Annotated in this window: 21 protein-coding genes; 1 reads left to right on the top strand and 20 read right to left on the bottom strand. The window is 35.9% G+C overall.

Annotation, left to right across the window (positions count from 1 at the left end):
* Positions 1 to 169 precede the first annotated feature (169 nt).
* The 15 genes from THEXY_RS02920 to THEXY_RS02850 form a co-directional block, all read right to left on the bottom strand.
* Entirely contained in the window at positions 170 to 1,651 is a 1,482-nt protein-coding gene (locus tag THEXY_RS02920) for an L-fucose/L-arabinose isomerase family protein (RefSeq protein WP_013787359.1), read from the bottom strand.
* A 36-nt stretch (positions 1,652 to 1,687) separates the two neighbouring features.
* Positions 1,688 to 2,329, bottom strand: a complete 642-nt coding sequence (locus tag THEXY_RS02915; protein ID WP_013787358.1) for an L-ribulose-5-phosphate 4-epimerase — start codon at positions 2,327 to 2,329, stop codon at positions 1,688 to 1,690.
* Positions 2,298 to 3,992, bottom strand: coding sequence for a ribulokinase (locus THEXY_RS02910; protein ID WP_013787357.1), 1,695 nt, complete (start codon positions 3,990 to 3,992; stop codon positions 2,298 to 2,300). The genes THEXY_RS02915 and THEXY_RS02910 overlap by 32 nt, the downstream gene beginning before the upstream one ends.
* 13 nt (positions 3,993 to 4,005) lie before the next feature.
* Positions 4,006 to 5,403, bottom strand: a complete 1,398-nt coding sequence (locus THEXY_RS02905; protein ID WP_013787356.1) for an L-fucose/L-arabinose isomerase family protein — start codon at positions 5,401 to 5,403, stop codon at positions 4,006 to 4,008.
* 91 nt (positions 5,404 to 5,494) lie between these two features.
* Entirely contained in the window at positions 5,495 to 6,475 is a 981-nt protein-coding gene (locus THEXY_RS02900) for an ABC transporter permease (protein WP_013787355.1), read from the bottom strand.
* A 15-nt stretch (positions 6,476 to 6,490) separates the two neighbouring features.
* Entirely contained in the window at positions 6,491 to 7,987 is a 1,497-nt protein-coding gene (locus THEXY_RS02895) for a sugar ABC transporter ATP-binding protein (RefSeq protein ID WP_013787354.1), read from the bottom strand.
* A gap of 11 nt (positions 7,988 to 7,998) precedes the next feature.
* Complete coding sequence (locus THEXY_RS02890) at positions 7,999 to 8,970, bottom strand: ABC transporter permease (RefSeq protein WP_013787353.1); 972 nt, start codon at positions 8,968 to 8,970, stop codon at positions 7,999 to 8,001.
* 83 nt (positions 8,971 to 9,053) lie between these two features.
* Positions 9,054 to 10,241, bottom strand: a complete 1,188-nt coding sequence (locus THEXY_RS02885; RefSeq protein ID WP_041592189.1) for a sugar ABC transporter substrate-binding protein — start codon at positions 10,239 to 10,241, stop codon at positions 9,054 to 9,056.
* Positions 10,242 to 10,432: 191 nt separating this feature from the next.
* A complete protein-coding gene (locus tag THEXY_RS02880) occupies positions 10,433 to 11,914 on the bottom strand; it encodes an alpha-N-arabinofuranosidase (RefSeq protein WP_013787351.1) in 1,482 nt (493 codons plus the stop codon).
* 427 nt (positions 11,915 to 12,341) lie between these two features.
* Positions 12,342 to 13,736, bottom strand: a complete 1,395-nt coding sequence (locus THEXY_RS02875; RefSeq protein ID WP_013787350.1) for a glycoside hydrolase family 1 protein — start codon at positions 13,734 to 13,736, stop codon at positions 12,342 to 12,344.
* On the bottom strand, positions 13,720 to 14,229 hold the full coding sequence (locus THEXY_RS02870; protein WP_013787349.1) for a hypothetical protein: 510 nt from the start codon (positions 14,227 to 14,229) through the stop codon (positions 13,720 to 13,722). The genes THEXY_RS02875 and THEXY_RS02870 overlap by 17 nt, the downstream gene beginning before the upstream one ends.
* Before the next feature lie 79 nt (positions 14,230 to 14,308).
* Positions 14,309 to 15,634: a PTS cellobiose transporter subunit IIC gene (gene celB, locus THEXY_RS02865; protein ID WP_013787348.1), complete on the bottom strand. Its 1,326-nt coding sequence runs from the start codon at positions 15,632 to 15,634 to the stop codon at positions 14,309 to 14,311.
* Positions 15,635 to 15,692: 58 nt separating this feature from the next.
* A complete protein-coding gene (locus THEXY_RS02860) occupies positions 15,693 to 16,001 on the bottom strand; it encodes a PTS sugar transporter subunit IIB (protein ID WP_013787347.1) in 309 nt (102 codons plus the stop codon).
* Between the two features lie 169 nt (positions 16,002 to 16,170).
* Positions 16,171 to 16,701, bottom strand: a complete 531-nt coding sequence (locus tag THEXY_RS02855) for a glycine/betaine/sarcosine/D-proline family reductase selenoprotein B (RefSeq protein ID WP_013787346.1) — start codon at positions 16,699 to 16,701, stop codon at positions 16,171 to 16,173.
* Between the two features lie 27 nt (positions 16,702 to 16,728).
* The gene (locus THEXY_RS02850) at positions 16,729 to 17,061 is read right to left on the bottom strand and encodes a PTS lactose/cellobiose transporter subunit IIA (protein WP_013787345.1); all 333 of its coding nucleotides are present in this window, start codon (positions 17,059 to 17,061) and stop codon (positions 16,729 to 16,731) included.
* Between the two features lie 300 nt (positions 17,062 to 17,361).
* Between THEXY_RS02850 and THEXY_RS02845 the strand changes: the two genes are divergently transcribed.
* A complete protein-coding gene (locus tag THEXY_RS02845; RefSeq protein ID WP_041592061.1) occupies positions 17,362 to 20,061 on the top strand; it encodes a sigma-54-dependent transcriptional regulator in 2,700 nt (899 codons plus the stop codon).
* 36 nt (positions 20,062 to 20,097) lie between these two features.
* On the opposite strand, the gene THEXY_RS02840 is transcribed toward THEXY_RS02845, so the two are convergent.
* From THEXY_RS02840 to THEXY_RS02820, 5 genes are all read right to left on the bottom strand, one after another.
* A complete protein-coding gene (locus THEXY_RS02840) occupies positions 20,098 to 21,141 on the bottom strand; it encodes a Gfo/Idh/MocA family protein (RefSeq protein WP_013787343.1) in 1,044 nt (347 codons plus the stop codon).
* Between the two features lie 74 nt (positions 21,142 to 21,215).
* Positions 21,216 to 22,136, bottom strand: coding sequence for a sugar phosphate isomerase/epimerase family protein (locus tag THEXY_RS02835; protein WP_013787342.1), 921 nt, complete (start codon positions 22,134 to 22,136; stop codon positions 21,216 to 21,218).
* Between the two features lie 22 nt (positions 22,137 to 22,158).
* Complete coding sequence (locus tag THEXY_RS02830) at positions 22,159 to 22,893, bottom strand: sugar phosphate isomerase/epimerase family protein (RefSeq protein ID WP_013787341.1); 735 nt, start codon at positions 22,891 to 22,893, stop codon at positions 22,159 to 22,161.
* 10 nt (positions 22,894 to 22,903) lie between these two features.
* Positions 22,904 to 23,989 (bottom strand): Gfo/Idh/MocA family protein, encoded by a 1,086-nt coding sequence (locus THEXY_RS02825; RefSeq protein ID WP_013787340.1) that lies wholly within the window; start codon positions 23,987 to 23,989, stop codon positions 22,904 to 22,906.
* Positions 23,990 to 24,003: 14 nt separating this feature from the next.
* A complete protein-coding gene (locus THEXY_RS02820) occupies positions 24,004 to 24,996 on the bottom strand; it encodes a LacI family DNA-binding transcriptional regulator (RefSeq protein ID WP_013787339.1) in 993 nt (330 codons plus the stop codon).
* Positions 24,997 to 25,127 lie beyond the last annotated feature (131 nt).

Here is a 25,127-nt window from a genome sequence, read left to right as displayed (position 1 = left end):
TCACATCATATCTACCTGTATATAATTATATCGCTTACTTAAAATATAACTAAATCTCAAATCTGACAAAATATTTATTAAATATTCGTCACAATTATTTTATTTTTTAAAGTAAGGTAATAAAATTATCACCTGAAATCATCTTAACAGGTGATAATTCAAAAACATCTTATTTAAATGGGTTCTCGTTTTTGTACAACATTGAAGCTGGCTGATTGAATGAAACATCATCTACGCCTAATAGCTTCATGGCAGCGTACAATACTTTACCTGCATGTTTAAATGCGACTCCAACATGATGCGGAAAATTCTTTTCTATCAATACATGCCTGTAAAAGCGAGCCATCTCTTTAACCGCAAACACTCCAATGCTTCCAAAAGACATAGGATCTATATCAAGTACTTCACCTTCTGCCACGTAACTTCTAAGCTTAGTATCTGCAGTGCTTTGCAACCTAAACAGAGTTATATCGCCAGGCCTTATTGTGCCCTCCAATGTTCCTCTTGTTATATCAGGCTCTTTATCAGGTTCTAACAACCTGTGCATTATTCTCTGATACTTCATAGAGAAATTTTTCATCATGCAACTGCTGGTATTGCCACAGTGAAATCCCATAAAAAGATCGCTATTTTTATAATCACCTATAATTTCCTTATTGCTTTCATACATATCTTTGGGCACCGTATTGTTTATATCAAGAAGCGTAGCTGGTAAGTCTGTAGCGCATGTTATGATGTACTCGCTAAGTGCTCCATAGATGTCTGTCTCACAAGCCACAGGTATGCCATTTGCTGCAAGCCTTGAATTCACAAAGCATGGCACAAATCCAAATTGAGTCTGAAACGCTGGCCAGCACTTATTTGCAAACACAACATATGCCGATGCACCTATATTTTTTTCTATCCAATCTTTTAATGTAAGTTCATACTGTGCCAGCTTCGGCAGTATCCCACCAAACATATTGCCAGAACCTAATTCCTTTTCCATATCTTTTATAACATCTGGAATCCTTTTATCATCTTTATGATTATTGTAAGCCTCAAAGAGATCCAATTCTGAGTTCTCCATTATCTCAATCCCTAAGTCGTACAAAGGCTTTATAGGAGCGTTGCAAGCAAGAAAATCCTGCGGCCTTGGACCAAAGCTCATTATTTTTAGCTTCTTAAGTCCAAGTACCACTCTTGAAATATCTTTAAAATCTGATATCATATCACCTATTTCATCTGCATATCCTACTGGGTATTCTGGTATATAAACCCTCAAATTTCTCAAATTCAGATTGTATGATGCATTAAGCATTCCACAATACGCATCGCCACGCCCATCATAAAGATTGTCCTTTGTCTCCTCCGCTGCGGCTACAAACATCACTGGACCATCAAACTTTTGTGCAAGCATCGTTTCAGGACCTTCAGGTCCAAAATTTCCAAGGTATACAACAAGCGCATTTACGCCTAAATCGTAAGCTTCTTTCAGTGCATTCATAGCATCTATCTCATTCTCTACAGTTGTGGTGATTTCACTTATAGATATGCCTTTTTCAATACATGCTTTTACTACCGCATCTCTTCTTTTCTCACTTAAAGTGATAGGGAAACAATCCCTGCTGGTAGCTACAATTCCTAGTTTAACTTCTGGTATATTTATCATGCAAAATCCTCCTTCATTAAATTAACATCATGTTTTTCATTGACCATATTTCGTCATATATCTCTCATGTGCTCTTTTCACTTCTTCATCTGGTATCACATCAGGTGTACCTAAAAGCAATGATAAATGCACAGTCTTCGCTGTATCTTCTACCATAACAGCAGCTTTCAAAGCTGCTTCAGGTGAATTACCAATGGTAAAAACACCGTGATTTTTCATAAGTATTGCAGGACTTTCCCCTATATAATCTATGATAGCCTTCCCTATCTCTTCTCCACCAATCTTGGCATAGGGTCCTACAGGAATTGCGCATCCAAACTCGTCTGCAATAGCTGTAAGATAAACTGGAATTGACCGGCCAAGTGCTGCAAAACTTGTAGCATAGGGTGAGTGTGTATGGACAATTCCATTCACATCACTTCTATGTCTGTAGACATAAAGATGTGTAGCAGTATCAACTGATGGTTTTAGCTTACCTTCAACCACATTACCATTCAAATCCACGACTACCATGTCTTCAGGTGTCATGTCATCGTACAAAACTCCACTGGGCTTTATGACAACAAGATTTGTCTCAGGGTCTCTACCGCTGACATTGCCACTTGTCATTGTGACCAAATTATTTTTAGGAAGCATCATGTTCATTTTATATACACGTTGTTTTAGGTTCTCTAACATCTGAAACCACCTCTTTTATCTTTTTAAGCCTTTTCATCACATCATTTGCACCTCTTCCAAAGTAATCATGAAGCAGTTTGTATTCCTGGAAGAGCTTCTCGTAAATTTCCACATTCTCTGAAATAGGCTTGAATGTCTCGTCTTTTAACTTTGGTATTACTTTAGCTGCTTCAAATATGCTGTCAAAACCTCCATTTTCCCTTCCTGCCGCAACTGCACCAAACATCGCTGCACCTAACGCAGGTGTCTGGTTGGACTTGGAAACTTTAATCTCTAAATTTGTCACATCAGCGTATATCTGCATAAGCATCGGATTTTTTTCAGGAAGTCCACCACAGGCGTAAAGCTCATCTATCTTTATGCCATACTCATTAAATGTGTCTATTATCATACGTGTACCGTATGCTGTTGACTCAATCAAAGCTCTGTATATCTCTTCAGGTTTTGTCCTAAGAGTCAATCCTAAAATCAAACCAGTAAGATCCGCATCAACCAAAACAGATCTATTTCCATTAAGCCAATCCAGTGCCAGAAGACCACTTTCTCCTGGTTTTAACTTTGAAGCTTTTTCTGTCAAAAGCTGATGCACAGATACGCCTCTTTCTTGAGCTTCTTTTTTGTAATCATCTGGAACGCAATTATCTACAAACCATGCAAATATATCCCCTACCGCCGATTGCCCGGCTTCATATCCGTAAAATCCTGGTACTATGCCGTCTTCCACTACTCCGCACATACCCGGTACTTCGACTTCTTTGTCACCTAAGACTACATGGCATATAGATGTACCCATTATCATGACCATTTTCCCCGGAGATGTTACACCTACTGCCGGCAACGAAACATGTGCATCGACATTGCCTACAGCAACAGCAATGCCGGGTTTCAAACCAATCATCTCGGCCATTTCTTCAGTTAATTCACCTGCTTTTGTACCTAAAGGATATATATCTCTTGATAGCTTTTCATCTACTACATTTTCAAGCCTTTCATCTAATGACTTAAAAAATTCCTTTGAAGGATACCCCTTTCTCTTATGCCAAATAGCTTTATAACCTGCAGTACAGCTATTTCTCCTCTCATTGCCAGTAAGCTTCAATATCACCCAATCAGTCGCTTCTATGAATTTATCTGCTTCTTCATAGATATCTGGAGCCTCATTTAAAATCTGCCATATCTTCGGTATCAGCCATTCGGAAGAAATCTTTCCACCATACCTTGCTAAGAAATCCTCGCCTCTTTCAGATGCAATTTTATTTAACATATTTGCTTCAGGCTGTGCTGCATGATGCTTCCATAGTTTGACATACGCATGTGGATTTGATTTATATTCTGGTAAATCGCACAACGGCGTACCATCTTTTTTTATAGGAAGCATCGTACATGCCGTAAAGTCTATGCCAATCCCCACCACATCATCTTTATTTATTCCAGACTTTATTATCACATCTGGAATTATCTTTTTTAGAACTTCAATATAATCATCAGGATGCTCTAATGCCCAATCCTGCGGCAATACTGTCCCATCTGGAAGCTTCTCATCCATCACACCGTGTGGATAGTTCATAGTCGAAGAAGCTACTTCCTCTGCTGTCTCAAGATTTAAAAGCAACGCCCTTGCGGATTCTGTACCATAATCAATACCTATTGAAAATTTTGCCATGTCACCAACTCCTTTACACTTCAACATATTCGATATCTAATAATTCGCATAAAAGCTTCCATCTTTTAGTAGCATCACCTAATGTCAAGCATTGATGATGTGTACCACCATTTTTAAGCCAACCATTAAGGCATTCTCTAACTCCATTATCAGGTTTAAAATGGAAATAAGGCATCTCTATATTCTTTGCTTCTTCTGTATCTAAAATTTCTCCCTTTGAGACGACAAGTCTATATTTTTCCCCTTCCAAGGAGACTAATGATGCCAGTGTCGCAATACCTGGTTGAGCCATAAACACCACTGTTGGAGGATTATCAAGCTTTCCTATTCCAAGCTCTCTATCGACTAATTTTATAGGTCTATCCTTCCTGGCTATCTTCCAATTGCCCTCTCCCATGTGGCTCATCAAAATTGAATTTCTCTTAAAATCCATCGCATACATCTCGGTAAAATGTGCATCGCCTATCAAAACATGACCTGCTGCCACCAAGCTTGCTGTAACTACATCACCCTCTGCCGCATAGCCATATCCTTCTGCCATCAAGTTTGATGCCGCCATCATGTGTATCTGTTTAAACCTTCCATCGCCTTTAAACACATCAAAATGAGCGCTAAAGCCAGCGTATCCTTTCTCCTCAAGCAATTTCTTAAATCCTATTTGAATCCTTGCAGCATACCTGTGGCTCTCCTCACTTAATTTAGGATCTATATAAAAGTTCTTCTTGTTTTCTTCTATTACTTTGTCAATTTCTTCATTCGTAGCTTCTTCCATATATCTAAAAACTTGGCCAATATACTCTTGGTTTATTTGCGGCCCTATTTTCCTTGTAAAAGCTGCATCATCACCCATTATGTCATACATGCCGTGCATTCTTCCAAATTGTGCAATCTTCATATTCCTCAATGCTTTTACTGTCTTTACAGTTTTAGCCCAGTCATTCACAAAATTTTTAAACGCATCAGAATGCCAATCTTCAGTTATGATTGGGCATGTTATACCCATTCTCAGAATAATATTTGAAGTATCCTGTGCACCGTGAACACCTTGATTATACGTTAAGTCTCCCATATCCCAATCACCTGTCACAGTGCTTTCTGGCTGTATATTTGCCAGCATAATTGGAAGTCTATTATTTCTTAGAGCATTCACAAGGTTTGTAGCTGGCCCGTAAGTCAGCATGACGATCATTATTCCGTCAAGATCTTTATCATTGAATTCTTTAACTATCCTCTCTATATCATTTCTATTTTTAGCGGCACCAGGGAAATAAAAATCAGCAATATCACCTAACCTGTTTATAACTTGTTGTGCATACATCTCTTGCCTTTCGGTGATACCTGGCAACATATCATCATATAACTCCTGCATAATGCCTAAAAAGCCTATCCTGGGTCTTTCATCTTTGTACACAATAATCACTCCTTTGGATTTATTTAAGATTTTTGCTTAAATCTTTAAAAGCTAATTAAAGCTTAATCTCCAAGAAAATCGCATTTTTAAATCACTTAATAATATGCAATGATTTTCTATCACTGAACAATGCCACAACCAATAAGAATATAACGCCTTCTATTAATTGTTGAGTTTGAGTTGTAAGACCTATCATATTTAATCCTGCAGATAAAACTTTATATGTCAGTACACCTGTAATGATGTTTGAAAAACGCGCCATAACACCTCCTGTGATTGGCAATCCTCCCAAAACTAATGCAATTAAAATTTCTGTCTCAAACATGCTTCCACCTGATGCTGTTACAGATCCAACCTCAACAACATTTATGAATGCTGCAAATCCCGTAATCATTCCAGCTACTATATACATTATCCATTTGATCTTATCAACATCTACTCCAGCAAATCTTGAACCAATTTCCCCAGCACCAATTGCTTTTAGATAGATTCCCAACTTAGTAAAGTGAAAAACCAAAAAAGCAATTAGCAAAATTGCCACTGTTGATATTAATTTAACTGTTACTGTATTATAATTTAAAATGTCACTTATCGCATAAACAGGTGAATTCGTCGTCAAATACGCAATAAGCCCACGAAACAAAAACATTGTACATATTGTGACAATAAATGAAGGTATTTTACGCTTCACGTGAAAAAAACCATTTATTGCCCCAATAATCGCTCCTGCAATAATTGCACCTACAATCGCCAATAAAATATTAAAACCAGATAGATAAGAAAATACTATCGATGCAATTCCAAGTATAGATCCTTGAGAAAAATCAAGGCATCCCATAGTCATGATAAAAAATACTCCAATTGAAGCAATCATCAATACGTATACTTCATCAAGTAATAATGTTATATTTATTGGGCTTATAATTTTACCACCTGTTAACATGGTAAAAATAACCAGTACAACTACCAGCCCTATCACTGGTAATATACTTCTTGCAATTGGTTTTTCTAAATATCTTTGTATTTTGTTTTTTACACCATTTATCTCAACACTATTTTGCAAGTCAGTCATACATTTCACCCTCACTTAAATCATTTTCATTATTAAATCTTCTTCTGTCAAATTAATGTCCCTCATAAATTCTCCGTTGATTTTTCCATCTTTCATTATTAAAATTCTGTCACACATGCCTATTAATTCTAAAATTTCTTCAGAAATTAAAAGTATTGATTTGCCTTGATTTTTCATCTCAGTCATCAGATCATAAATATCAGCTTTAACTTTAACATCAATACCTCTGGTTGGACTATCTAATATAAATATTTCAGAATTTTTAGCAATCCACCTTGCCAAAGCAACTTTTTGCTTATTGCCACCAGATAGGTCAGATACCAACTGATTGACATTTTCCATTTTTACACTTAATACTTCTGCGTATTTATTAGCAAATTTACTTAGTTTACTATTAAATATTATGTTGTGTTCTTTTAAATCATCTAATGATGTAATGCAAATATTATCTGAAATTGTATCATTAACTATAAGCGATTCATTATCCCTATCCTTTGAAACATAGGCAATGCCATTTTTTATGGCAACTTCAATAGAGTTGATTTTAACTTCATTATTAAGAATAACATCGCCTAATCTATTAAATGATGCTCCAAAAATTGCTTTGCCTACCTCATGCATTCCACATTCGCTAAGTCCACCAATTCCAAGTATTTCTCCTCTGTGTAATTCAAAGCTGATATTGTCGAACTTTCCTGGCACAGTTACATTGCTTAATTTTAAAACTGTTTCTTTAAATACCGGTTTTTCGTAATCTGTACGATAATAATGTCCGCTTAATTCTCTTCCTACCATTAACCTTTTTATATCATCTTCCGTCACTGAATCACTATCTACTGTATCAACTACTACACCATCACGCATTACAGTAATGCGATCAGTCCATTTGATTAATTCATCTAAATCGTGAGTAATAAAAATAACAGTATTTCCTTCTTCTTTTATTCGTGTCATCTGCTTATATAATAGTTCACGACCATTTTGGCTTAAAGCAGTAGTTGTTTCATCAACAATAAAAACTTTTGGTCCAATATATATTGCTTTAATTATTTCGATAAGTTTTCGCTCTTCAAAATTATATTTATCGATTAAATCTGTCGCATTTATGTTACTACATTCGTATTTCTCCAATAACTCTTGTGCTTCTTTATTCATAGAAGCAATATTTTTAATGCCATGTTTTATAAATTTTTCTTCATTACCTAAAAAAATATTTTCCGCTACAGTTAAACCCAATATTGTACCAGCTTCTTGGACTATTATAGAGATGCCATTTCTATTTGCTTCAACAAGTGATCTTACCTTAATTTCTCTGTCTTCTAAAAAAATTTTCCCACTGTTTATTTCATAAATGCCTGATATCATAGAAACCAATGTAGATTTCCCAGAACCATTTTCTCCAATTAAGCCATGTATCTCCCCTCTTTTAAATGATAAAGTAGCATCTTTTACCACATGATTACTGCCAAAATATTTGTTTAGTTTTTCCACTCTTAAAATTTCTTCTTTCAATATCTTTCACCTCACTTGACAACAATGCCTCTAACTGGTTTTGTAGTAATTGTAACTATCAACAACAAAGCTATTCCTGTAACAACATTTTGAATTGTAGTTGGGGCACCAATAGCAACAAACCCATTGAAAATTAATGAAATTATAAATTCACCAATTATGATAGCTATTACAGGCGTTCCATATTTTCTAAATGACAACCCAAAAAAAGTACCCATTAAAGGTGTAAAATTCATGCTCATTGATGACATGCCAGATGCCGCAGTCATAGAAGTCCCATAGCTGATATTTAGAATGCTCATAATACCGACTAAGAAACCGCATAACACATACGATAATACTTTAAATCTATTTACATCAACACCCATATTTTTGGCTAGATATTCATTGCTGCCTATTGCATACATATAAGTTCCCATTTTAGTGTATTTAATGACTAAACTCACAAATATAAAAGCACATATTGCTAAAATTACATTATATGGGTATGTCCCAAAAGCACGATAATTGGGCCCTAAGATTTGCTCTTGTCCTTGTGTCGCAAAAACACTTAAACTTTCATATATTAGTGAAAGTCCAACAGTAACAATCATTGAAGGTATATGAAAATTTATATAGACAATACCATTCAATAAACCTATCAATGTTCCACTAACAATAGGTGCTAAAATTAACCCTAAATATCCATAATGTTGTGAAAAATAGCATGCTAATATTGATGATAAAACAAGATTAGCACCAATGCTAAAATCCCATAATCCCATGGCAACGATGAAATATAAACCACATCCACCAACCGCATAAATTAAACTTGACTGAAAATATGATAAAAGTCTTCCTGGAGTTCCAAAATTATGCGGTGAAATCACTTTAAAAATAAACCAAAAGATTACTGTAAGTAATATTAACAATAAAATACCAAAATATTTTTTAAAGTATACATCAATACTTTTTCTTTTGACAAAATCCGTACTACTACTCATCATTATCACCCGCCTAATTTGTATTTTGCCGTCAGCCGCTACGACTGACGGCCTTTTTGAAACTTAATCTAATTTATTAAATCTTATTGTCCACCATGACGTTTCTTCACATCGTCTATAGACAAATTCAATGCTTGCTCAGCTAATTGCTGGAATGAATCATTTGCCATTGCTTTTATTTCTTCTGTATTGTAAGGCAAACTATCTACAAAGTATTTCTGATAGTCATTGTATTCGCTTGGAGATGAAACATATAGATACGGGAACTTTATCTCATAAAAACTATTTTCAGGTTTTACGTATTTGCCTCTTATTGCGTTGTAAACCATCATAAAAGCGTATAATGGATCTGCAAAGTGACCACCTGATTCAGCAGTCATTGCACCGCTTTGCAACTCTTGTCCTAAGTCAGGCAAAAAGTCTGTAGAAACAACACCTATTTTACCAGTCTTTCCAGCATTCTTAATAGCATTTAATGCACCAACTAAAGGATCTCCTCCACCACCTGCAACGATTAATGCATCCATCTTTGGATATGAATTCATCAATGAAGTAGCTGCAGACGCACCACCATCAGCAGTTGTACCAGCATATACAGGCTCTGTCATGAAAACTTTATCATTTGGATGATTTTGATTCCATTGATCAACAGCTTTCTTGTAGCCTTCCCATCTTAGTAGGAATGTAGCATCGCCTGGATTCCATCCTATTAAACCTATAAATCTCTTACCTTTGTTTATCAAGATATTTGCAAGGTTATATCCATTTACGACTTCATCTTCATGAACTGCACCAACATAGTATTTAGATTTTTGTGCTTGTTCATATATTTGTGGGCTTCTATCTTTGCTGATTATACGGAAAAACTGTGCGAGATATACATGATATTGATCAGCAGTTTGAATCGCTGATGCCATTTCCGAATCAGCAGAGTTACAAATTATTATTCCCTGGCATCCAGCAGCAGCTAACGTTTTGACACTGGCCGTAACCTTTTCAGAAACATGTCCTTGATCTACATACATCAATTCTACGCCAAGTGCATTTGCTGCATAATCAAGCATTTTTTTGACTTGACTACCAAGAACGTCTGTTGAGCTCCAAATAGATACACCAATTTTAATTTTTTTATTAGAATTTGAATTTTGAGTTGTTGAATTGCTGCTATTAGTGCCATTATTCTGTGCTGTCTTGTTTGAACTGCTATTGCCACATGCGCTTAATGAAAATAACATTGCAAGAACTAAAATTGAGGCAATAATTTTTTTCATTTTTTTCACTGATAAACTCTCCTTTCATTTATTTTTTGTGTAATTGATTGTATAATTATATTGGATATTAATTTATTTCAAAGGATTTTTCCACTCAGATGCCTAAAACATATTTAGTTTGTCTTTTTAACTATAATGGAAAAATCCTTATGAAACCAAATTATAAAATAAACTACTTAAATCATTTTTACTCATCTCGCTTCTACCCCTACAACAGCCATCTTAGGCAATGTCATGACTATCCTATTTTCAACAATTTTAATTTCATCAAATTCTTTTGGTACAACTTTATTAGGATTGTCAAAAGTATTATGTGCATTCATTTCATCAGCACTTAAAATTGTACCTGTTGCTTTACTTACTTTTGCTCCTCTAAATTCACATTCCACTGTTACCGATTTTTCAGGATTTAGATTGCACAGAGAAATATGAATTTTCCCACTATCATCAGAAGAAACAGTTGCTGTTACTTGAGGAATGCTTTCTTTTGAATCTATATTATATTCAGGCGTATCGATATTAAAATCTAATAATTCTGCATCTTGATGAACTTTATACATGTCAAATACATGATATGTTGGTGTAAGTACCATTGTGGGTCCATCTGTAAGAATTACTGCTTGTAAAACATTTATAGTCTGTGCTATATTAGCCATCTTTACTCTATCGCAATGTTTATTAAATATGTTAAAGTGAATGCCTGCAACCAAAGCATCTCTCATTGTATTTTGTTGATACAAGAACCCCGGATTTGTGCCTGGTTCTACATCATACCATGTACCCCATTCATCTACAACTAATGCAACTCTTTTTTCAGAATCATATTTATCTATAATAGTGGAATGTTTTGTTATTAATTCATCCATGTACAAAGCTTTCTTCATAGTCATAAACCATTCTTCTTCATCAAAATCTGTAGCTGAGCCTTTTCTTTCCCATGTGCCTGGTACTGTATAGTAATGCAAACTTATGCCATCCATGTGCTTTCCAGCTTCTCTCATCAACACTTCTGTCCAATTATAATCGTTTGTATTAGGTCCACAAGCAATTTTAAATATCCTATTGCTACCAAAATTCCTGACATATGTTGAATATCTTCTATATACATCAGCATAATATTCTGGGCGCATATTACCGCCGCAGCCCCAACTTTCATTTCCAACACCAAAGTATTTAAGCTTCCACGGTTCTTTTCTTCCATTTGAGGCTCTCAAATTTGCCATTGGCGATTCTCCATCAAATGTCATGTACTCTATCCATTCTCTCATCTCTTGAACTGTGCCACTTCCAACATTGCCACAAATATATGGCTCTGCATCCAATAGATCACATAGTTCAAAGAATTCATGCGTACCAAAGTGATTGTTTTCGATTACACCACCCCAATGCACATTAATCATCTTGGGCCTTGATTCATAAGAGCCTATGCCATCTTTCCAATGGTATTCATCCGCAAAACATCCACCGGGCCATCTCAACACAGGTACTTTGATCTTCTTTAATGCTTCAACAACGTCTTTTCTAATCCCATCTATATTGGGTATCTCCGAATCTTTTCCAACCCAAAAGCCACCATAAATACATCTTCCCAAATGCTCAGCAAAATGACCATAGATATTTTTACTGATTTTACCCTTTTTGTTATCTACATTGATAACGATTTTTGCTAACATACATATACTCCTTTAATTTAAAAGTTTATTTCACATAAACAAATACTTATCTATACATTTAAAATGATATTTTTAATTTATACGTACATCTTATATTAATATATATTCTACATGTTTTTTAAAATTCCTCCTTGTCTTTTAAAATTTTTTTAAAAATTTTTATGCTTAGAATTTTTCCCTTAGATTATCAGCAATTGTAAGGCAATTTCATCTACGTGCTTATAAATTACATATAAATTTATTATTGTACGTACATCTTATATATAAATATATTCGACGTCATTTCTAAAATTCCTTCTTTGTTTTAAAAATTTTTTTATTTTTTTTATAACGACTTCATACTTTCTCTTCCGAATAAGCTGTAAATCAAACATAAAAAAACGCCCTCACCACTTGTGAAGGCTTTAAAACAGAGAGAAATTTAATTTTATTCACTAAATCCATTATTTTTCGCTAATTCTTTATACCAATATCCACTTTTTTTGATGGTTCTATTTTGTGTGGTTATATCGACTGATACGAGTCCATAGCGGTTTTTGTAGGCGTTTAGGAATGACCAGTTGTCCATGAAAGACCACAGGTGATAGCCTTTTACATTGCATCCTTCTTCAATCGCCTTATGAAGCCATTTTAAATGACCTTTGATGAAATCTATTCTGTAATCATCTTGGATTACACCGTCTTTTATGAAACGCTCTTCTCCTTCTACACCCATGCCGTTTTCTGAAATATACGATTCAATGTTTCCATAATTGTCCCTTACATTTATCAGGATATCGTATATTCCTTTTTCGTATATCTCCCATCCTCTGTACGGATTCATCCTTCTTCCCGGCATTACATACTCATCAAAAAACCAGTCGGGTGTAAATACTCCATAAGGATTTGGCATGTTTTCTTTTGCTTTTACTCTTCTTGGTTGATAGTAATTTACTCCAAGGTAGTCAACTGTATTATTTTTTATAAGTTCAAGATCATCTTCCGTATATACCGGCAAGTGATTGTAGCTTTTTAAAAGCTCTACAAGTTTATCTGGATATTCTCCTTTTACACATGGATCTAAAAAGCTTCTATTAAAGAGAAGATCAGCTATTTCTGCCGCTTTTAAATCTGCAGGATGGTTGCTGCGAGGATATGAAGGAGTAAGATTCAGCACAATACCTATTTTACCATCTTTAATCTCTAACTTTTTAAACTCGCTTATTGCCATTGCACTTGCCAGCACAGTATTGAAACACACCTGTATAGCTTTCTTAAAATCCACAATGTCTGGATAATGAAAATTATAAAGGTATCCTCCTTCTGCTGGAACTATCGGTTCATTGAAAGTAATCCATCTTTTCACTCTATCTCCAAAAAGCTCAAAGCATGTCTTGGCATAATTCTTGTAATTCTCCAAAACTTGACGGCTTTCAAAACCTCCAATGTGCTGCATCTCTATCGGCATATCAAAGTGGAACAAAGTAGCTATGGGCATAATGTCATTTTCTAAAAGCTCGTTTATTACATTATTGTAGAAATCTACTGCCTTTTTGTTTACTTCACCTACTCCACCAGGAATCAATCTTGACCACGATATAGAGAATCTAAATGAATTGTGACCTATTTCTTTCATCAATTTTATGTCTTCTTTATATCTGTGGTAAAAATCAGACGTCACTTCGGGTCCTACACCGTTAAAAAAACGGTTTGGCACTTGCTTGTACCAGTAATCCCATACATTCATTCCTTTTCCGTCTTCACTCGCAGCACCTTCTATCTGTGTTGCAGATGTGGCAGAACCCCACCAAAAACCTTCTGGAAATTTATACTCTTTTGCCATTTTTCTTTCCTCCTCTTGCTTTGTTAGTCACATAGTTTGTAATAAGTTTTTCCCCACCTAATGATATTAGAAGATAACCTATGGAAAATACTATCACTAAGGGGCCAAAGAATTCTTCCAATACAATACATATTGCCAGTGCATGCGTCGCATAAACTATCAAATCGTAATAGTTCAATTCTTTTTGTTTCTTTATAAGTACCACAACATAAAAGACAAGTGATAGCACAAGCGACGACGCTATCAAACCAATGTATAGAAATATTAGTGAAGATGCAATATTTTTTATTGATAGTTTTAAATAGCTATTTAAAAATACTGAAAAATTGCCTGTAAATAGTGATATTATAAGTTTTATAAGCGTTAAATAGATAACACCAAAAATCGTCAAGATAAGGTCAAATCTGAGAAGTTTTATTATAGATTCGCCTTTTAATCTTTTGTAATTTTGAGGCATAAAAAGGCTTATTTTTAGTTCTTCCAAAACACCCATAAATTTTATCTCCTTACACCTTTTAAAATGTTTAAAGCAATTAGACGATTACGACTGTAACCGCCTAATTGCAATTATATCAGCCTTTTTGGCTTTCAACAGCCATTGCTTGCTCTTGTTCAAGGTACTGTCTATCTACGACTCTTAAGAATGGCAAGTATATGAAAAATGAAATCACTAATTCGATTATTTGCCATATAGCACCGCTAAAACCTGACACCAAAAGTCCTCCAATGATAGGTGGTGTCGTCCATGGTATTACAACACCTGTTGGGTGCCCAACAAGACCTATTGACATGACGATGTAAGTCAAAGTAGCTAAGATCATCGGCGTCAATATAAATGGTATTACCATTATTGGGTTTAAAACAATTGGAAGTCCGAATATTACAGGTTCATTGATATTGAATAAACCAGGAACTATAGCAAGTTTTCCAACTGTTTTTACCTGTCTTGATTTTGAGAAGAAAAGCATAGCAAGTACAAGTCCTAATGTGCTTCCTGAGCCACCTACCAGCATGTACATATCGTGGAACTGCTGTGTTATGATGTGTGGAACTGGATGACCAGCTTGGAATGCCTGTAAGTTCTCTGCTGCAAGTGCCAACCATATTGGTCCCATGACAGATCCGACTACGTTTGCGCCATGTATACCAAACGACCAGAAAAGTCCTTCGAAGAAGTTAGCAATCAGCGTAGCAGGCAGTGTATCGCCAAGTCTTGTCAAAGGTATCTGCAACACTGTGTAAATAAATTGATGTATTGTACCGTAAGATGTCATAGCAAACAGCATTCTTATAACATCGATGATGATAGCAACTATAGCCGCAGGAATCAACGCAGAGAAAGCCTTTTCAACTGCAGGTGGAACACCTTTTGGCATCTTAATTACCCAGCCTCTTTTTATAACAAATCTTACGATTTCAACTGACAGTATTGCCGTTAAAATGCCTACAAACAGACCTTTTGAGCCCATCCAGTCAACTGGTATGCCGCCGCTTACTTGAATTGCTTTTTTAGCTCCTTCAGGTGTATAATTAACTATAAACGGTGTAAATATCAAAAATGCAACGAGTGCAGTTGCAGCCGTGTTTAAACCATCAATCTTGTAATGCCCTGCGAGGCTGTATGCAATGCCAAATACTACAAATATACTCATTATTGACATTGTAGCCTCAAAGGGCCTCATAAAGAATGTATTCCAGTTTGGTCCGAAAGCCTTTGCCATAAAATCAGAATATCCAGGTATCGGCAAAAACGCCAGCAACAAGAAAACAGCACCTATTGTAATGAGTGGAACAGCAAGCATAAAGCCATCACGAATTGATGTCAAGTACCTATTTTCAGAGATTTTGCCCGCTATAGGCATCAATTTTTCCTCAAGCGAATCTGTAAACTTACTCATTTTATAACACTCCTTATCTTAAATTTGGATTTTTGTTTTTAAAACTTATAAATGAGAACTATTTATTAGCCATGCTTAAAGCTTGGTCTAACACTTTTTCCCCATCCATCATGCCGTAGACGACTGGATTTATCACATCTACAGGCACACCTTTTTCACTGCATATTTTCTTTGCTTTTGGCAGGATGAATTTTACCTGCGGACCTAAAAGAACCACATCTGCTTCTTCAACGTATTTTTCCATCTGTGCCTCAGGATATGCATCGACAGCCACCTCTATGCCTCTTGCTTTTGCTGCTTCTTCAATTCTTCCAATCAACATGCTTGTGGATGAACCTGAAGAGCAAAATAGAATAATCTTAAGCATTAACGTTTTCCCTCCTTTCAAAAAGCTTTGTTTGTAAAAGCAATTTTGCATTTTATCTTCAAGGATTTCCCTACTAAATATCAAGACAAGAACTATTAAAACATCTTAAAAAGAGGGAAATCCCTTGAAAGCAAAAGTATTCAATCCAAAAACATCGGTATCACCTCTTTTAATCCTGCGGAAAATATCCTTCCTCTTCAGGAGATCCTATAGGCTGTCCTTGAGCCAACTTTACTGCAAACTTTGATATCTTTCTTAATGAATCGTTTAGTCCTATACCGCCTCTATTTGGAGTTTCTATGATATATATCTTTTTTCTGAACAATTCTGTACCTGTGTTGTCTTTTGACATAGCCGCAAATGCAGGAATATTTAATTTCTCTATGACGGCTTCTGCCAAATATCCACAGCAATCACCGTATCTTTTGTAATTTAATGCAGGACCACATATGACAACATCTGGATTAAACGCCTTTATCATGCTTAATAATTTTTCAATAGCTTCATCCTTATTTTCAAGAAAATAGTTATCACCACATATTACGGTGCCAATTATGTCACCGCCGTTTCTCATCATGGTGTTTTTCAAAAGCATCCCCAATCCTATAGCACCAAACTGAGATTGAGGTTCCATATTCATTTTTTCATCTGTTCCGTATCCTGCTTGAACTTGATTTAAAAATTGTACCGCTTTAATCATTTTATCCTCCTATTTAGTGTTTGATTTTTATTTTGTCACGCATGTATGAAGAACTGGCTCCAACATCTTTCTAAGCTCAATAATCTCTGATATGAGATTTTTCTCTGATATAGCAGTCATAAGATGATCTTGTGAATGCACGAACAATATAGAAAAATCTAATTTTTCGCCCGATGCTTCTTTTTGCAACATGCTGGTCTGCACATTATGTGCCTTCTCAATAGCCTCATTAGCCTGGGACATAAGTTTTTCAGCTTCTTCAAATTCGCCGTCATATGCCTTTCTAAGCGCTTCATGTGCATATGCTCTTGCTTCACCTGATTGTATAATGATTTCCATAACTATTTGCTGCAAATCCATATTATTTTCCTCCTTGAATTGGTTTTATCTATTTTGGGGTTCACTAAATAATATATGCAAAAACCATGCCAAAACACTAAACTGCGTAAAAAGGCCGCAATTTATGCCGTCCATGCACTTTAAAGCGAGTAGTGTTTATTAGTGTTTAATAAAAATCTGCATATTGTTTTATTGTTTTTTATTAGTGTTTTAATGTTTTAATAGTGTTTAATCCAGTAAATCACTATTGAAAAACTTATTGCGAAATATATAATAAGATATAGGTATAGAAAGTTACTTATGGCAAAGGGGATCTTTAAATTGAAGAGAAAAGACTTGATTTTAAAAAAATTAATAGAGCTAAGCAATGGAAACGGTATAGACGCTATGACATTAGCAAATGAGCTAAATATGTCGCGAGCAAACGTTAGTCATGAGTTAAATCTTTTGTGCAAGGAAGGAAAAGTCGTAAAGTCAGATGGCAGGCCAGTGATGTTTTCACCTGTGTTTGAAAACACAAAAAGCAATTCCAGTGACAGCAAATTGTATGAGCTGGACATGCTTATTAAAAACAATATAAGCCTAAAACAAGCTGGTGAACAGGCAAAAGCTGCTATTTTATATCCTCCCAAAGGAATACACTGCTTAATATTAGGTGAAACAGGTGTGGGAAAATCTACTTTTGCGAGAATAATGCACAAGTATGCCATAGATATGGGAGTAAAAAAGCCTGACGCTCCCTTTATAGCTTTTAACTGCGCAGATTACAGCAACAATCCTCAACTTTTGACAGCACAGCTATTTGGGGTTAAAAAAGGCGCTTACACAGGTGCTGATACCGACAAAGAAGGACTAATCGAAAAGGCAAATGGAGGAATCTTATTCCTTGATGAAGTACATCGCTTGCCGCCTGAAGGGCAGGAGATCTTATTCACTTTCCTCGATACTGGGTATTTTAGAAGAGTTGGCGATGTGGAAAACAGGACATCTGACGTATTGATCATATCGGCTACAACTGAGGATCCTTCTTCATCCCTTTTAAATACATTTACAAGAAGAATACCGATGATAATTAAAATACCGCCACTTCGAGAAAGGACTTTAGAAGAAAGGTTTTACATTTTAAAAAGGTTCTTTAAACATGAAAGCATAAAGCTAAACAGAGATATATTCGTGTCCCTTAATTCCATGAGAGCGTTTTGTTCATATGACTGTCCAAACAACATCGGTCAATTAGAAAGCGATGTCAAGCTTATATGTGCAAAAGTCTATTCAGAATTTTTGACTAATAAGAAAAATGACATAAGGATCTGCAGTAGAGACTTGCCAGACTATATAAAGAAAGGATTATACACAGATAAACAGCACAGGATGCTGTGGAATGAAGTCATAGGTGACGATATAGAGTTCTTTAAGTTTTCCCCTACAAACGAAATAGAGGAAATTCCAACTGCATCTAACGATAACAGCATTTACGAGATAATAAACGACAGACTAAGGCAGCTTAAAGCAAAAGGTATATCTGATATAGACATTGAATCGATTTTGGAGAAAGACATAGCAAAGTACTTCCACAAGCAGATATACGGTATAACTGAGGAGAAAAACAAGCAGAATTTGATTCATATTTTAGGAGAAGACATAATAAGCATTACAGATAGGATCGCAGAACTTGTATCCGAACTTCTTGGGAAAGATCTCAGCCAAAACAGCTATACTGCACTGGCTTTACACTTAAACACGCTTATTGAAAGGGTCAATAAAAATAAGCCTATTGTAAATCCCCAACTGTCAAAAATAAAGCAATTGTACCCAAGAGAATTTGAAGTTGCAGTGGAAGCTAAAAAAATCATAGAGAAATATTTGAACGTTTCGATTCCAGAAGATGAAGCTGGATTTATCGCAATATTTCTCATGTCCGACAAGGAATACATCAATAAGCAAAACGAGAAAGTTAAAGTTATCATAATTGCTCATGGCAATTCTACTGCCACATCCATGGCAGATGTGGCCAACAAGCTACTGGGTGAAAATTATGCAATAGGCTTAGACGCTCATCTTGACAAAAGTCCTCTTGAAGTCTTAGAAACTTTAAAAGATTACGTGAGAAATGATATGAATCAGGCAGGATATCTTCTCTTAGTAGACATGGGCTCCCTTACAACGTTTGGCGAAACGATTGAAAAAGAGTTTAACGTGCCAGTAAAAGTTATACCGCTTATTTCCACACTCCACGTCATTGAAGCTACCAGAAAAGCGTTATTAGGCATGCCTCTTAACAATATTTACATGAGCGTACAGTCCATAAATTCTTATATGGAGAACAACATGGATTTCGCCCCACTGATAAGCGACAAAAAGAAAATCGCAATCATAACAGCATGTCTCACTGGTGAAGGCGCCTCTGTTGCGATTAAAAGCTTCTTGAAAAACAACTTAAAGTACGACAAAGATTTATTTGAGATAATACCAATTGACAGCCTTGATAAGCACATAACAATTAAGAAAATTGATGAAATACAGGAAAACATGGAAATAGCTTTTATCGTATCGTCTTTCCCATTGGAAACTAATATTAAACAGTACAGCATGAATGACGTTTTAAGCTTGAAAGTCATGAAAGAATTGCAAGAAATAGTAGATATTAAGACAACCCTTATCAAAATGGGCAATGTCCTAAAGGAAAACATCGATAATATTGACGGAGAAGAGCTATATAGCGACATACAAAACACAATAATGAAGCTTTGCGACACGCTGTCGATTTGCTTTGATGATGACATGCTACTTGGCATAATACTTCACTTTGCTTTTATGGTAAGCAGAATCAAAAAAGGAGAAAAAAGCATTAAGTATATAGGGAAAGAAGAATATATTAAAAGCAACAAATCATTGTACAATGCAGTAAAGAAAGCATTGACACATTTAAACACAAAATATTCTATAATAATACCAGATGATGAAATATGCTATATAATGAGGTTTTTCCAAGAAAAAGATGCTCTTTTCAATATGATATAAAAAATCCCCTGTGCATTATGCATAGGGGATATCATTTTATAGCTCAACAGCTTTTCCTATATAGTTTGATTTAAATGCAGCTTCTATTATCGAATAAACTCTTTTTACTTCATCTGGTTTTACTATAAGCTCTGCTTTTCCTTCAATCGTATCGCGGACATTCTCATAAAACTCTATCCACTCTGTGTTTACATCTGGAAGTTCAAAATGATCTTTTACTTCTTCTGGTCTCGGTGCAAATGTGCGGGTCGGTCCTGCCGTCGTCTCTACTATTTCCGCATCAAATTTGTCTGCAAGCTTATTTAGCTTGACAATTTCACCATGTCCTTCAAAATCATCTACTACCAGTGTCCCTTTATTTCCGCCCACAAACCATCTTGGCAATGGCTTTAGGCAAAATGTTCCAACTTCTATCTGTGCAGATAAACCATTGTCAAATTTCATCAACAGTTTGAAATAGTCGTCTACATCTTTGTTTAATACACTAAATAGTTCAGCGTAGACTCTGACTACTTTATTCGGGATCATATACAAAATCTGATCTATAAGGTGGACGCCCCAATCTAAAAGCATCCCGCCGCCGCACTCTTTTTTATTCCTCCAACCGTAAATTAATCCACCTGCGCCGTGTACTCTGCTTTCGATTGTATAGACATCACCAATCATACCTAATTCTACGGCTTTTTTCACTTTATTAAAGTCTTTATCCCATCTGCGGTTCTGATGTACTGTAAACACCACGCTGTTCTTCTCTGCAGCCTCTATTATTTCATCTATTTCTTTCATTGACATTGCAACAGGCTTTTCAACTATAACATTCTTTCCAGCATTTGCTGATGCCACTGCAAGATCCTTATGCACATCGTTGGGAGTTGCAATTAATACGGTATTTACTTCCTCATCTTTTAAAAATTCATCCAACTTATCATATCCTCTAAGTCCAGCTTTTTTCGCTACATCGATTTGATATGCATCAATATCGTACGCCGCCACTACATCTACACCTTTAACTTTTGGTGCGTTTTTATGATGCCACATTCCCATTCCACCATAGCCTATTATTCCAAGTTTAATTGGCATCTTTCTACCTCCTACTGTGATTAAATAAAAACATTTTATAGACAAGTAGATTAAACTACTTGTCTATTTGGAATTTATATGAATTGTTTCAAATGATCATACCCTAATTTCAATCCTTCTTTGACTTTTTCCTCGCTGCCTTCATACAGCGGATCTTCATGCTCAATGCTTATAACCCCATCGTATCCTACATCTTTTAAAGCTTTTATAAACTTGTTCCAATCCACTTGACCAAGGCCAGGCATTCTAAACCTCCAATAGCCTGTTTCGCCTTTTTTATGAAATTGCCTGTTAAATACGCCATACCACTCAAGCTTATCTTTGAAAATTTCAGCGTCTTTTGCATGTACGTGGAAAATTCTATCCTTAAATGCTGGCACAACTTTTACATAATCAATTAGCTGAAACAAAAGGTGAGATGGGTCTAAGTTAAGTCCAAAATTCATAGACGGTATTCGCCTAAACATCTCCTCCCAAAGCTCTGGAGTAAATGATATTGTACCAGGAAGTCCTTCTTTCTGCCAACCTTCCATCGGACAATTTTCGATTATGACCTTTATTCCTTTGCTTTCCGCATAGCTCACTATGTCACCAAAGACTTCTTCAAATTCATCAAAGTTTTCTTTTAGGTTTTTCTCAGGATTTCTACCTATAAACGTTCCAACCATAGATGTACCTAACATTGCTGCAGCATCTATGCATTTTTTAGTGTGATTGTTTATAAATACCCTCTTTTCAGGATCAGGGTGCAAATTATTATCATAGTATGCCAAAGACGATATGGAAAGACCCAAATCTTTCAAGTATTTCTTTGTTTCCTCAGCTTCTTCTTCTGTCAGCGTTTCTACATCTATGTCACAACTGGAATAATCTCTGTCGTTTAGCTGCGGCCAACAAGCAATTTCTAATGATTTAAACCCATTCTCTGATGCCCACTTAGCCTTATCCAAAAGTGGCATGTTTCCTAAACAAACTGTTAAAAATCCAAGATACATGATTTATCTCTCCTCACATTTTTCACATTTTCTTTATATTATCAAAGCTTATCTTAACACTTTCAAGAGGCGGCCTTTTGCAAACATCTTGTTCAACTATAAGCCAATCGACACCTGTCTCAAGTGAAGCGTCTATAATATCCTTAATATTCATAATACCTTCGCCAATCTCAGCAAAATCCTTTGTTGCATCATCCATATCCTTTAGATGTACCAAAGGCACACGACCACTGTAGTTTTTAATGTAACTTACAGGATCTTCTCCAGCATATTTGACCCAATACGTGTCTATCTCTGCCTTCAAAAATGCTAAATCAGCATTTTCATAGAGCAAATCCAATCCGTATTTTCCGTCAAAGTTAACGAATTCATGATTATGGTTATGATAGCAAAAAATCAATCCTTTTTCTGCACACTTCTCTCCTATTTCATTAAAAAGTTTCGCAGTTTCAATGAAATCCTCTTTCCCCTCGTATTTGTTCCAAGGGCATACAATGTATTTGTTTCCTATTTCGAGGTTGTACTCTATTTCTTCGTCAAGATTGTTTTTTAGCACATCTAAACTTATGTGACTTCCAGTCGGGGTCAATCCAAGTCGTTCTAAATGTCTTCTTAGTTCATTTGCCTTTAAGCCACCATATCCAGCAAATTCAACACCTTTGTACCCTATCTCTGCCACTTTCTCTAAAGTCCCTACAAAATCGTCTTTCAATTCATTTCTTACAGTGTACAACTGCAGTGACAACGGCAAATCCATATAAATCACCCTATTCATTAAAATATACTGGCTTACCAGTCTTTGATGATGTGTATATAGCCTCTAATATCTGTGATACTACATATGCCTCTTCTGGCTTTACGACAGGTTCCGTATCGTTTATAATACTTTCTATCCACAATCTTGCCTCCAAGTCAGCAGCATCTTCTGCCTTTCCTTCGTAAAATGCCACACCACCTGAACTTAAATCGATTTTTGTAGTGTACAATCGCCCATTCATCTCTCCATTGATCCTAAGCCCATCTTTCATGTCTGCTCCACCTTCTGTCCCGCACAATGTGGTCTTTGCTTCATCTACATCGAGAGAATTTAAGGCCCAACTGGATTCAAGAATGATCGTTGCACCATTTTCCATGGTTATAAAGCCAAAAGCCGAATCTTCCACCGTAAATTTATCAGGATCCCATGGCCCCCAAGCATTCGCTGCATTCCTTCTTTCAGCTAATTTACGGTATGTATTTCCGACAACGTATTTAGGCTTATAGTTGTTCATCATCCAAAGGGTTAAGTCAAGTGCATGTGTTCCGATATCTATAAGAGGCCCTCCACCTTGCTCTTCTTCGTTTAAAAATACTCCCCATGTAGGAACAGCGCGACGCCTTATAGCATGTGCCTTTGCAAAGTATATCTCACCTAAGATACCGTCTTGACACAATTTGTGCAAATACTGAGAGTCCGGCCTAAAGCGATTCTGATATCCTATTGTCAACTTCTTTCCAGTTCTTTTTGCAGCATCCAGCATCCGTTTAGCGTCATTAGAAGTCTTCGCCATAGGTTTTTCGCACATGACGTGCTTTCCAGCTTCTAATGCGTCAACTGTTATATCTGAATGTGATTTATTTGGTGTACATACGTGCACTACATCGATGCTTTTATCCTCTAAAAGCTTTCTGTAGTCATTATATGTCTTAGCTCCATCTACACCATAATCTTTTGCAGCTTTTAATGCTTTCTCCTCTTTTACATCGCAAAAAGCAACCATTTCTACGTTGTCAAGCTTTGATAGGGACGGCATGTGCTTGCCATTTGCTATGCCTCCACATCCTATTATTCCAATTCTTATCTTCTCTCCCATAAGAATTTCCTCCTTCATTTTACAGTAGAATGCCTTATTATCAATTCATGCTCTAAAACTATGTTCTCTTTATAACCTCCTTTATTTTCTATTTGCTTTATGAGTAGCTCCATAGCAGTACAACCTATATCATACTTTGGCTGAGACACCGTTGTAAGAGACGGATTGTACATGGAAGCAAAGCTTATATTGTCAAATCCAACAATGCCAATGTCGTCAGGAACCTTCAAGCTATTTTCATAACATGATTTAATTGCCCCAATGGCCATTATGTCTGATATAGCAAATATTGCCGTAATCTCTTTATGATCTTTTAAGAGACCTTGCGCTGCTCTGAAGCCGCTTTTAAATGAATAATCGCCATACCTTATGTAATCGGGATTAAACGAGATTCCTGAATCCTCTAAAGCGCTTTTATATCCTTCTTCCCTGTGTTTTGTAGACAAAAAATTATTTTTGCAGCTAATGAGCCCGATGTGCTTATGCCCTAATCCAATCAGATGCTTTACCGCCTTATACGATGCCTTGTAATTGTCTATAGATACATGTGAAACATTTGCACCCTCCTTGTACTCGCAACACTGGACAACGGCGTATTTTTCTCCTATCTCGTTAAGCTCGTCTTTATCCATCTCAGGCGCCATAAAAATCACACCGTCAGACAACCTGTTCTTTAAAAGCTCCAGGTACATCTTTTCTCTCTCTATATTGGAATCTGTATTGCAAAGCATCACACCATACCCATTTTTTTGTGCCACATCCTCTATGCCTTTTACTATCCTTGCGTAAAAGGGATTTGATATTGTGGGAAGCAGCACCAACACCATTTTAGTCTCCATCCTACGAAGATTGCGCCCCAAAAGATTGGGATTGTAGTTTAGCCTTTTTATAACAGATAAAACTCTTTCTCTCGTCTCATCCGAGACGCCAGGACTGTTATTCAAAACCCTCGATATTGTAGCAACAGATACGCCAGCTTCTTTGGCAACATCTTTTATCGTTATCATAGCAGCTCCTTCGTAATTGATTACTATAATTTTAGGTGAAATTTCCTTAAATTTAACTCACTAATAACTCTTTCTAAAAATATTTTGCGTAACGGATTACATTAATATCATAAAACAAGTTTTCCGTCATG

This window comes from Thermoanaerobacterium xylanolyticum LX-11 (assembly GCF_000189775.2).
In the GTDB taxonomy this organism is placed as follows: Bacteria; Bacillota; Thermoanaerobacteria; order Thermoanaerobacterales; family Thermoanaerobacteraceae; genus Thermoanaerobacterium; species Thermoanaerobacterium thermosulfurigenes.
This window is presented reverse-complemented; position numbering and strand designations above follow the sequence as displayed.

Excerpts from the sequence above, each read along its gene's own strand:
- THEXY_RS02920 (WP_013787359.1), bottom strand. The coding sequence starts at position 1,651 with ATGATAAATATACCAGAAGTTAAACTAGGAATTGTAGCTACCAGCAGG.
- THEXY_RS02915 (WP_013787358.1), bottom strand. The coding sequence starts at position 2,329 with ATGTTAGAGAACCTAAAACAACGTGTATATAAAATGAACATGATGCTT.
- THEXY_RS02910 (WP_013787357.1), bottom strand. The coding sequence starts at position 3,992 with ATGGCAAAATTTTCAATAGGTATTGATTATGGTACAGAATCCGCAAGG.
- THEXY_RS02900 (WP_013787355.1), bottom strand. The coding sequence starts at position 6,475 with ATGACTGACTTGCAAAATAGTGTTGAGATAAATGGTGTAAAAAACAAA.
- THEXY_RS02890 (WP_013787353.1), bottom strand. The coding sequence starts at position 8,970 with ATGAGTAGTAGTACGGATTTTGTCAAAAGAAAAAGTATTGATGTATAC.
- THEXY_RS02885 (WP_041592189.1), bottom strand. The coding sequence starts at position 10,241 with ATGAAAAAAATTATTGCCTCAATTTTAGTTCTTGCAATGTTATTTTCA.
- THEXY_RS02880 (WP_013787351.1), bottom strand. The coding sequence starts at position 11,914 with ATGTTAGCAAAAATCGTTATCAATGTAGATAACAAAAAGGGTAAAATC.
- THEXY_RS02875 (WP_013787350.1), bottom strand. The coding sequence starts at position 13,736 with ATGGCAAAAGAGTATAAATTTCCAGAAGGTTTTTGGTGGGGTTCTGCC.
- THEXY_RS02870 (WP_013787349.1), bottom strand. The coding sequence starts at position 14,229 with ATGGGTGTTTTGGAAGAACTAAAAATAAGCCTTTTTATGCCTCAAAAT.
- celB (WP_013787348.1), bottom strand. The coding sequence starts at position 15,634 with ATGAGTAAGTTTACAGATTCGCTTGAGGAAAAATTGATGCCTATAGCG.
- THEXY_RS02860 (WP_013787347.1), bottom strand. The coding sequence starts at position 16,001 with ATGCTTAAGATTATTCTATTTTGCTCTTCAGGTTCATCCACAAGCATG.
- THEXY_RS02855 (WP_013787346.1), bottom strand. The coding sequence starts at position 16,701 with ATGATTAAAGCGGTACAATTTTTAAATCAAGTTCAAGCAGGATACGGA.
- THEXY_RS02850 (WP_013787345.1), bottom strand. The coding sequence starts at position 17,061 with ATGGATTTGCAGCAAATAGTTATGGAAATCATTATACAATCAGGTGAA.
- THEXY_RS02840 (WP_013787343.1), bottom strand. The coding sequence starts at position 21,141 with ATGCCAATTAAACTTGGAATAATAGGCTATGGTGGAATGGGAATGTGG.
- THEXY_RS02835 (WP_013787342.1), bottom strand. The coding sequence starts at position 22,136 with ATGTATCTTGGATTTTTAACAGTTTGTTTAGGAAACATGCCACTTTTG.
- THEXY_RS02830 (WP_013787341.1), bottom strand. The coding sequence starts at position 22,893 with ATGGATTTGCCGTTGTCACTGCAGTTGTACACTGTAAGAAATGAATTG.
- THEXY_RS02825 (WP_013787340.1), bottom strand. The coding sequence starts at position 23,989 with ATGGGAGAGAAGATAAGAATTGGAATAATAGGATGTGGAGGCATAGCA.
- THEXY_RS02820 (WP_013787339.1), bottom strand. The coding sequence starts at position 24,996 with ATGATAACGATAAAAGATGTTGCCAAAGAAGCTGGCGTATCTGTTGCT.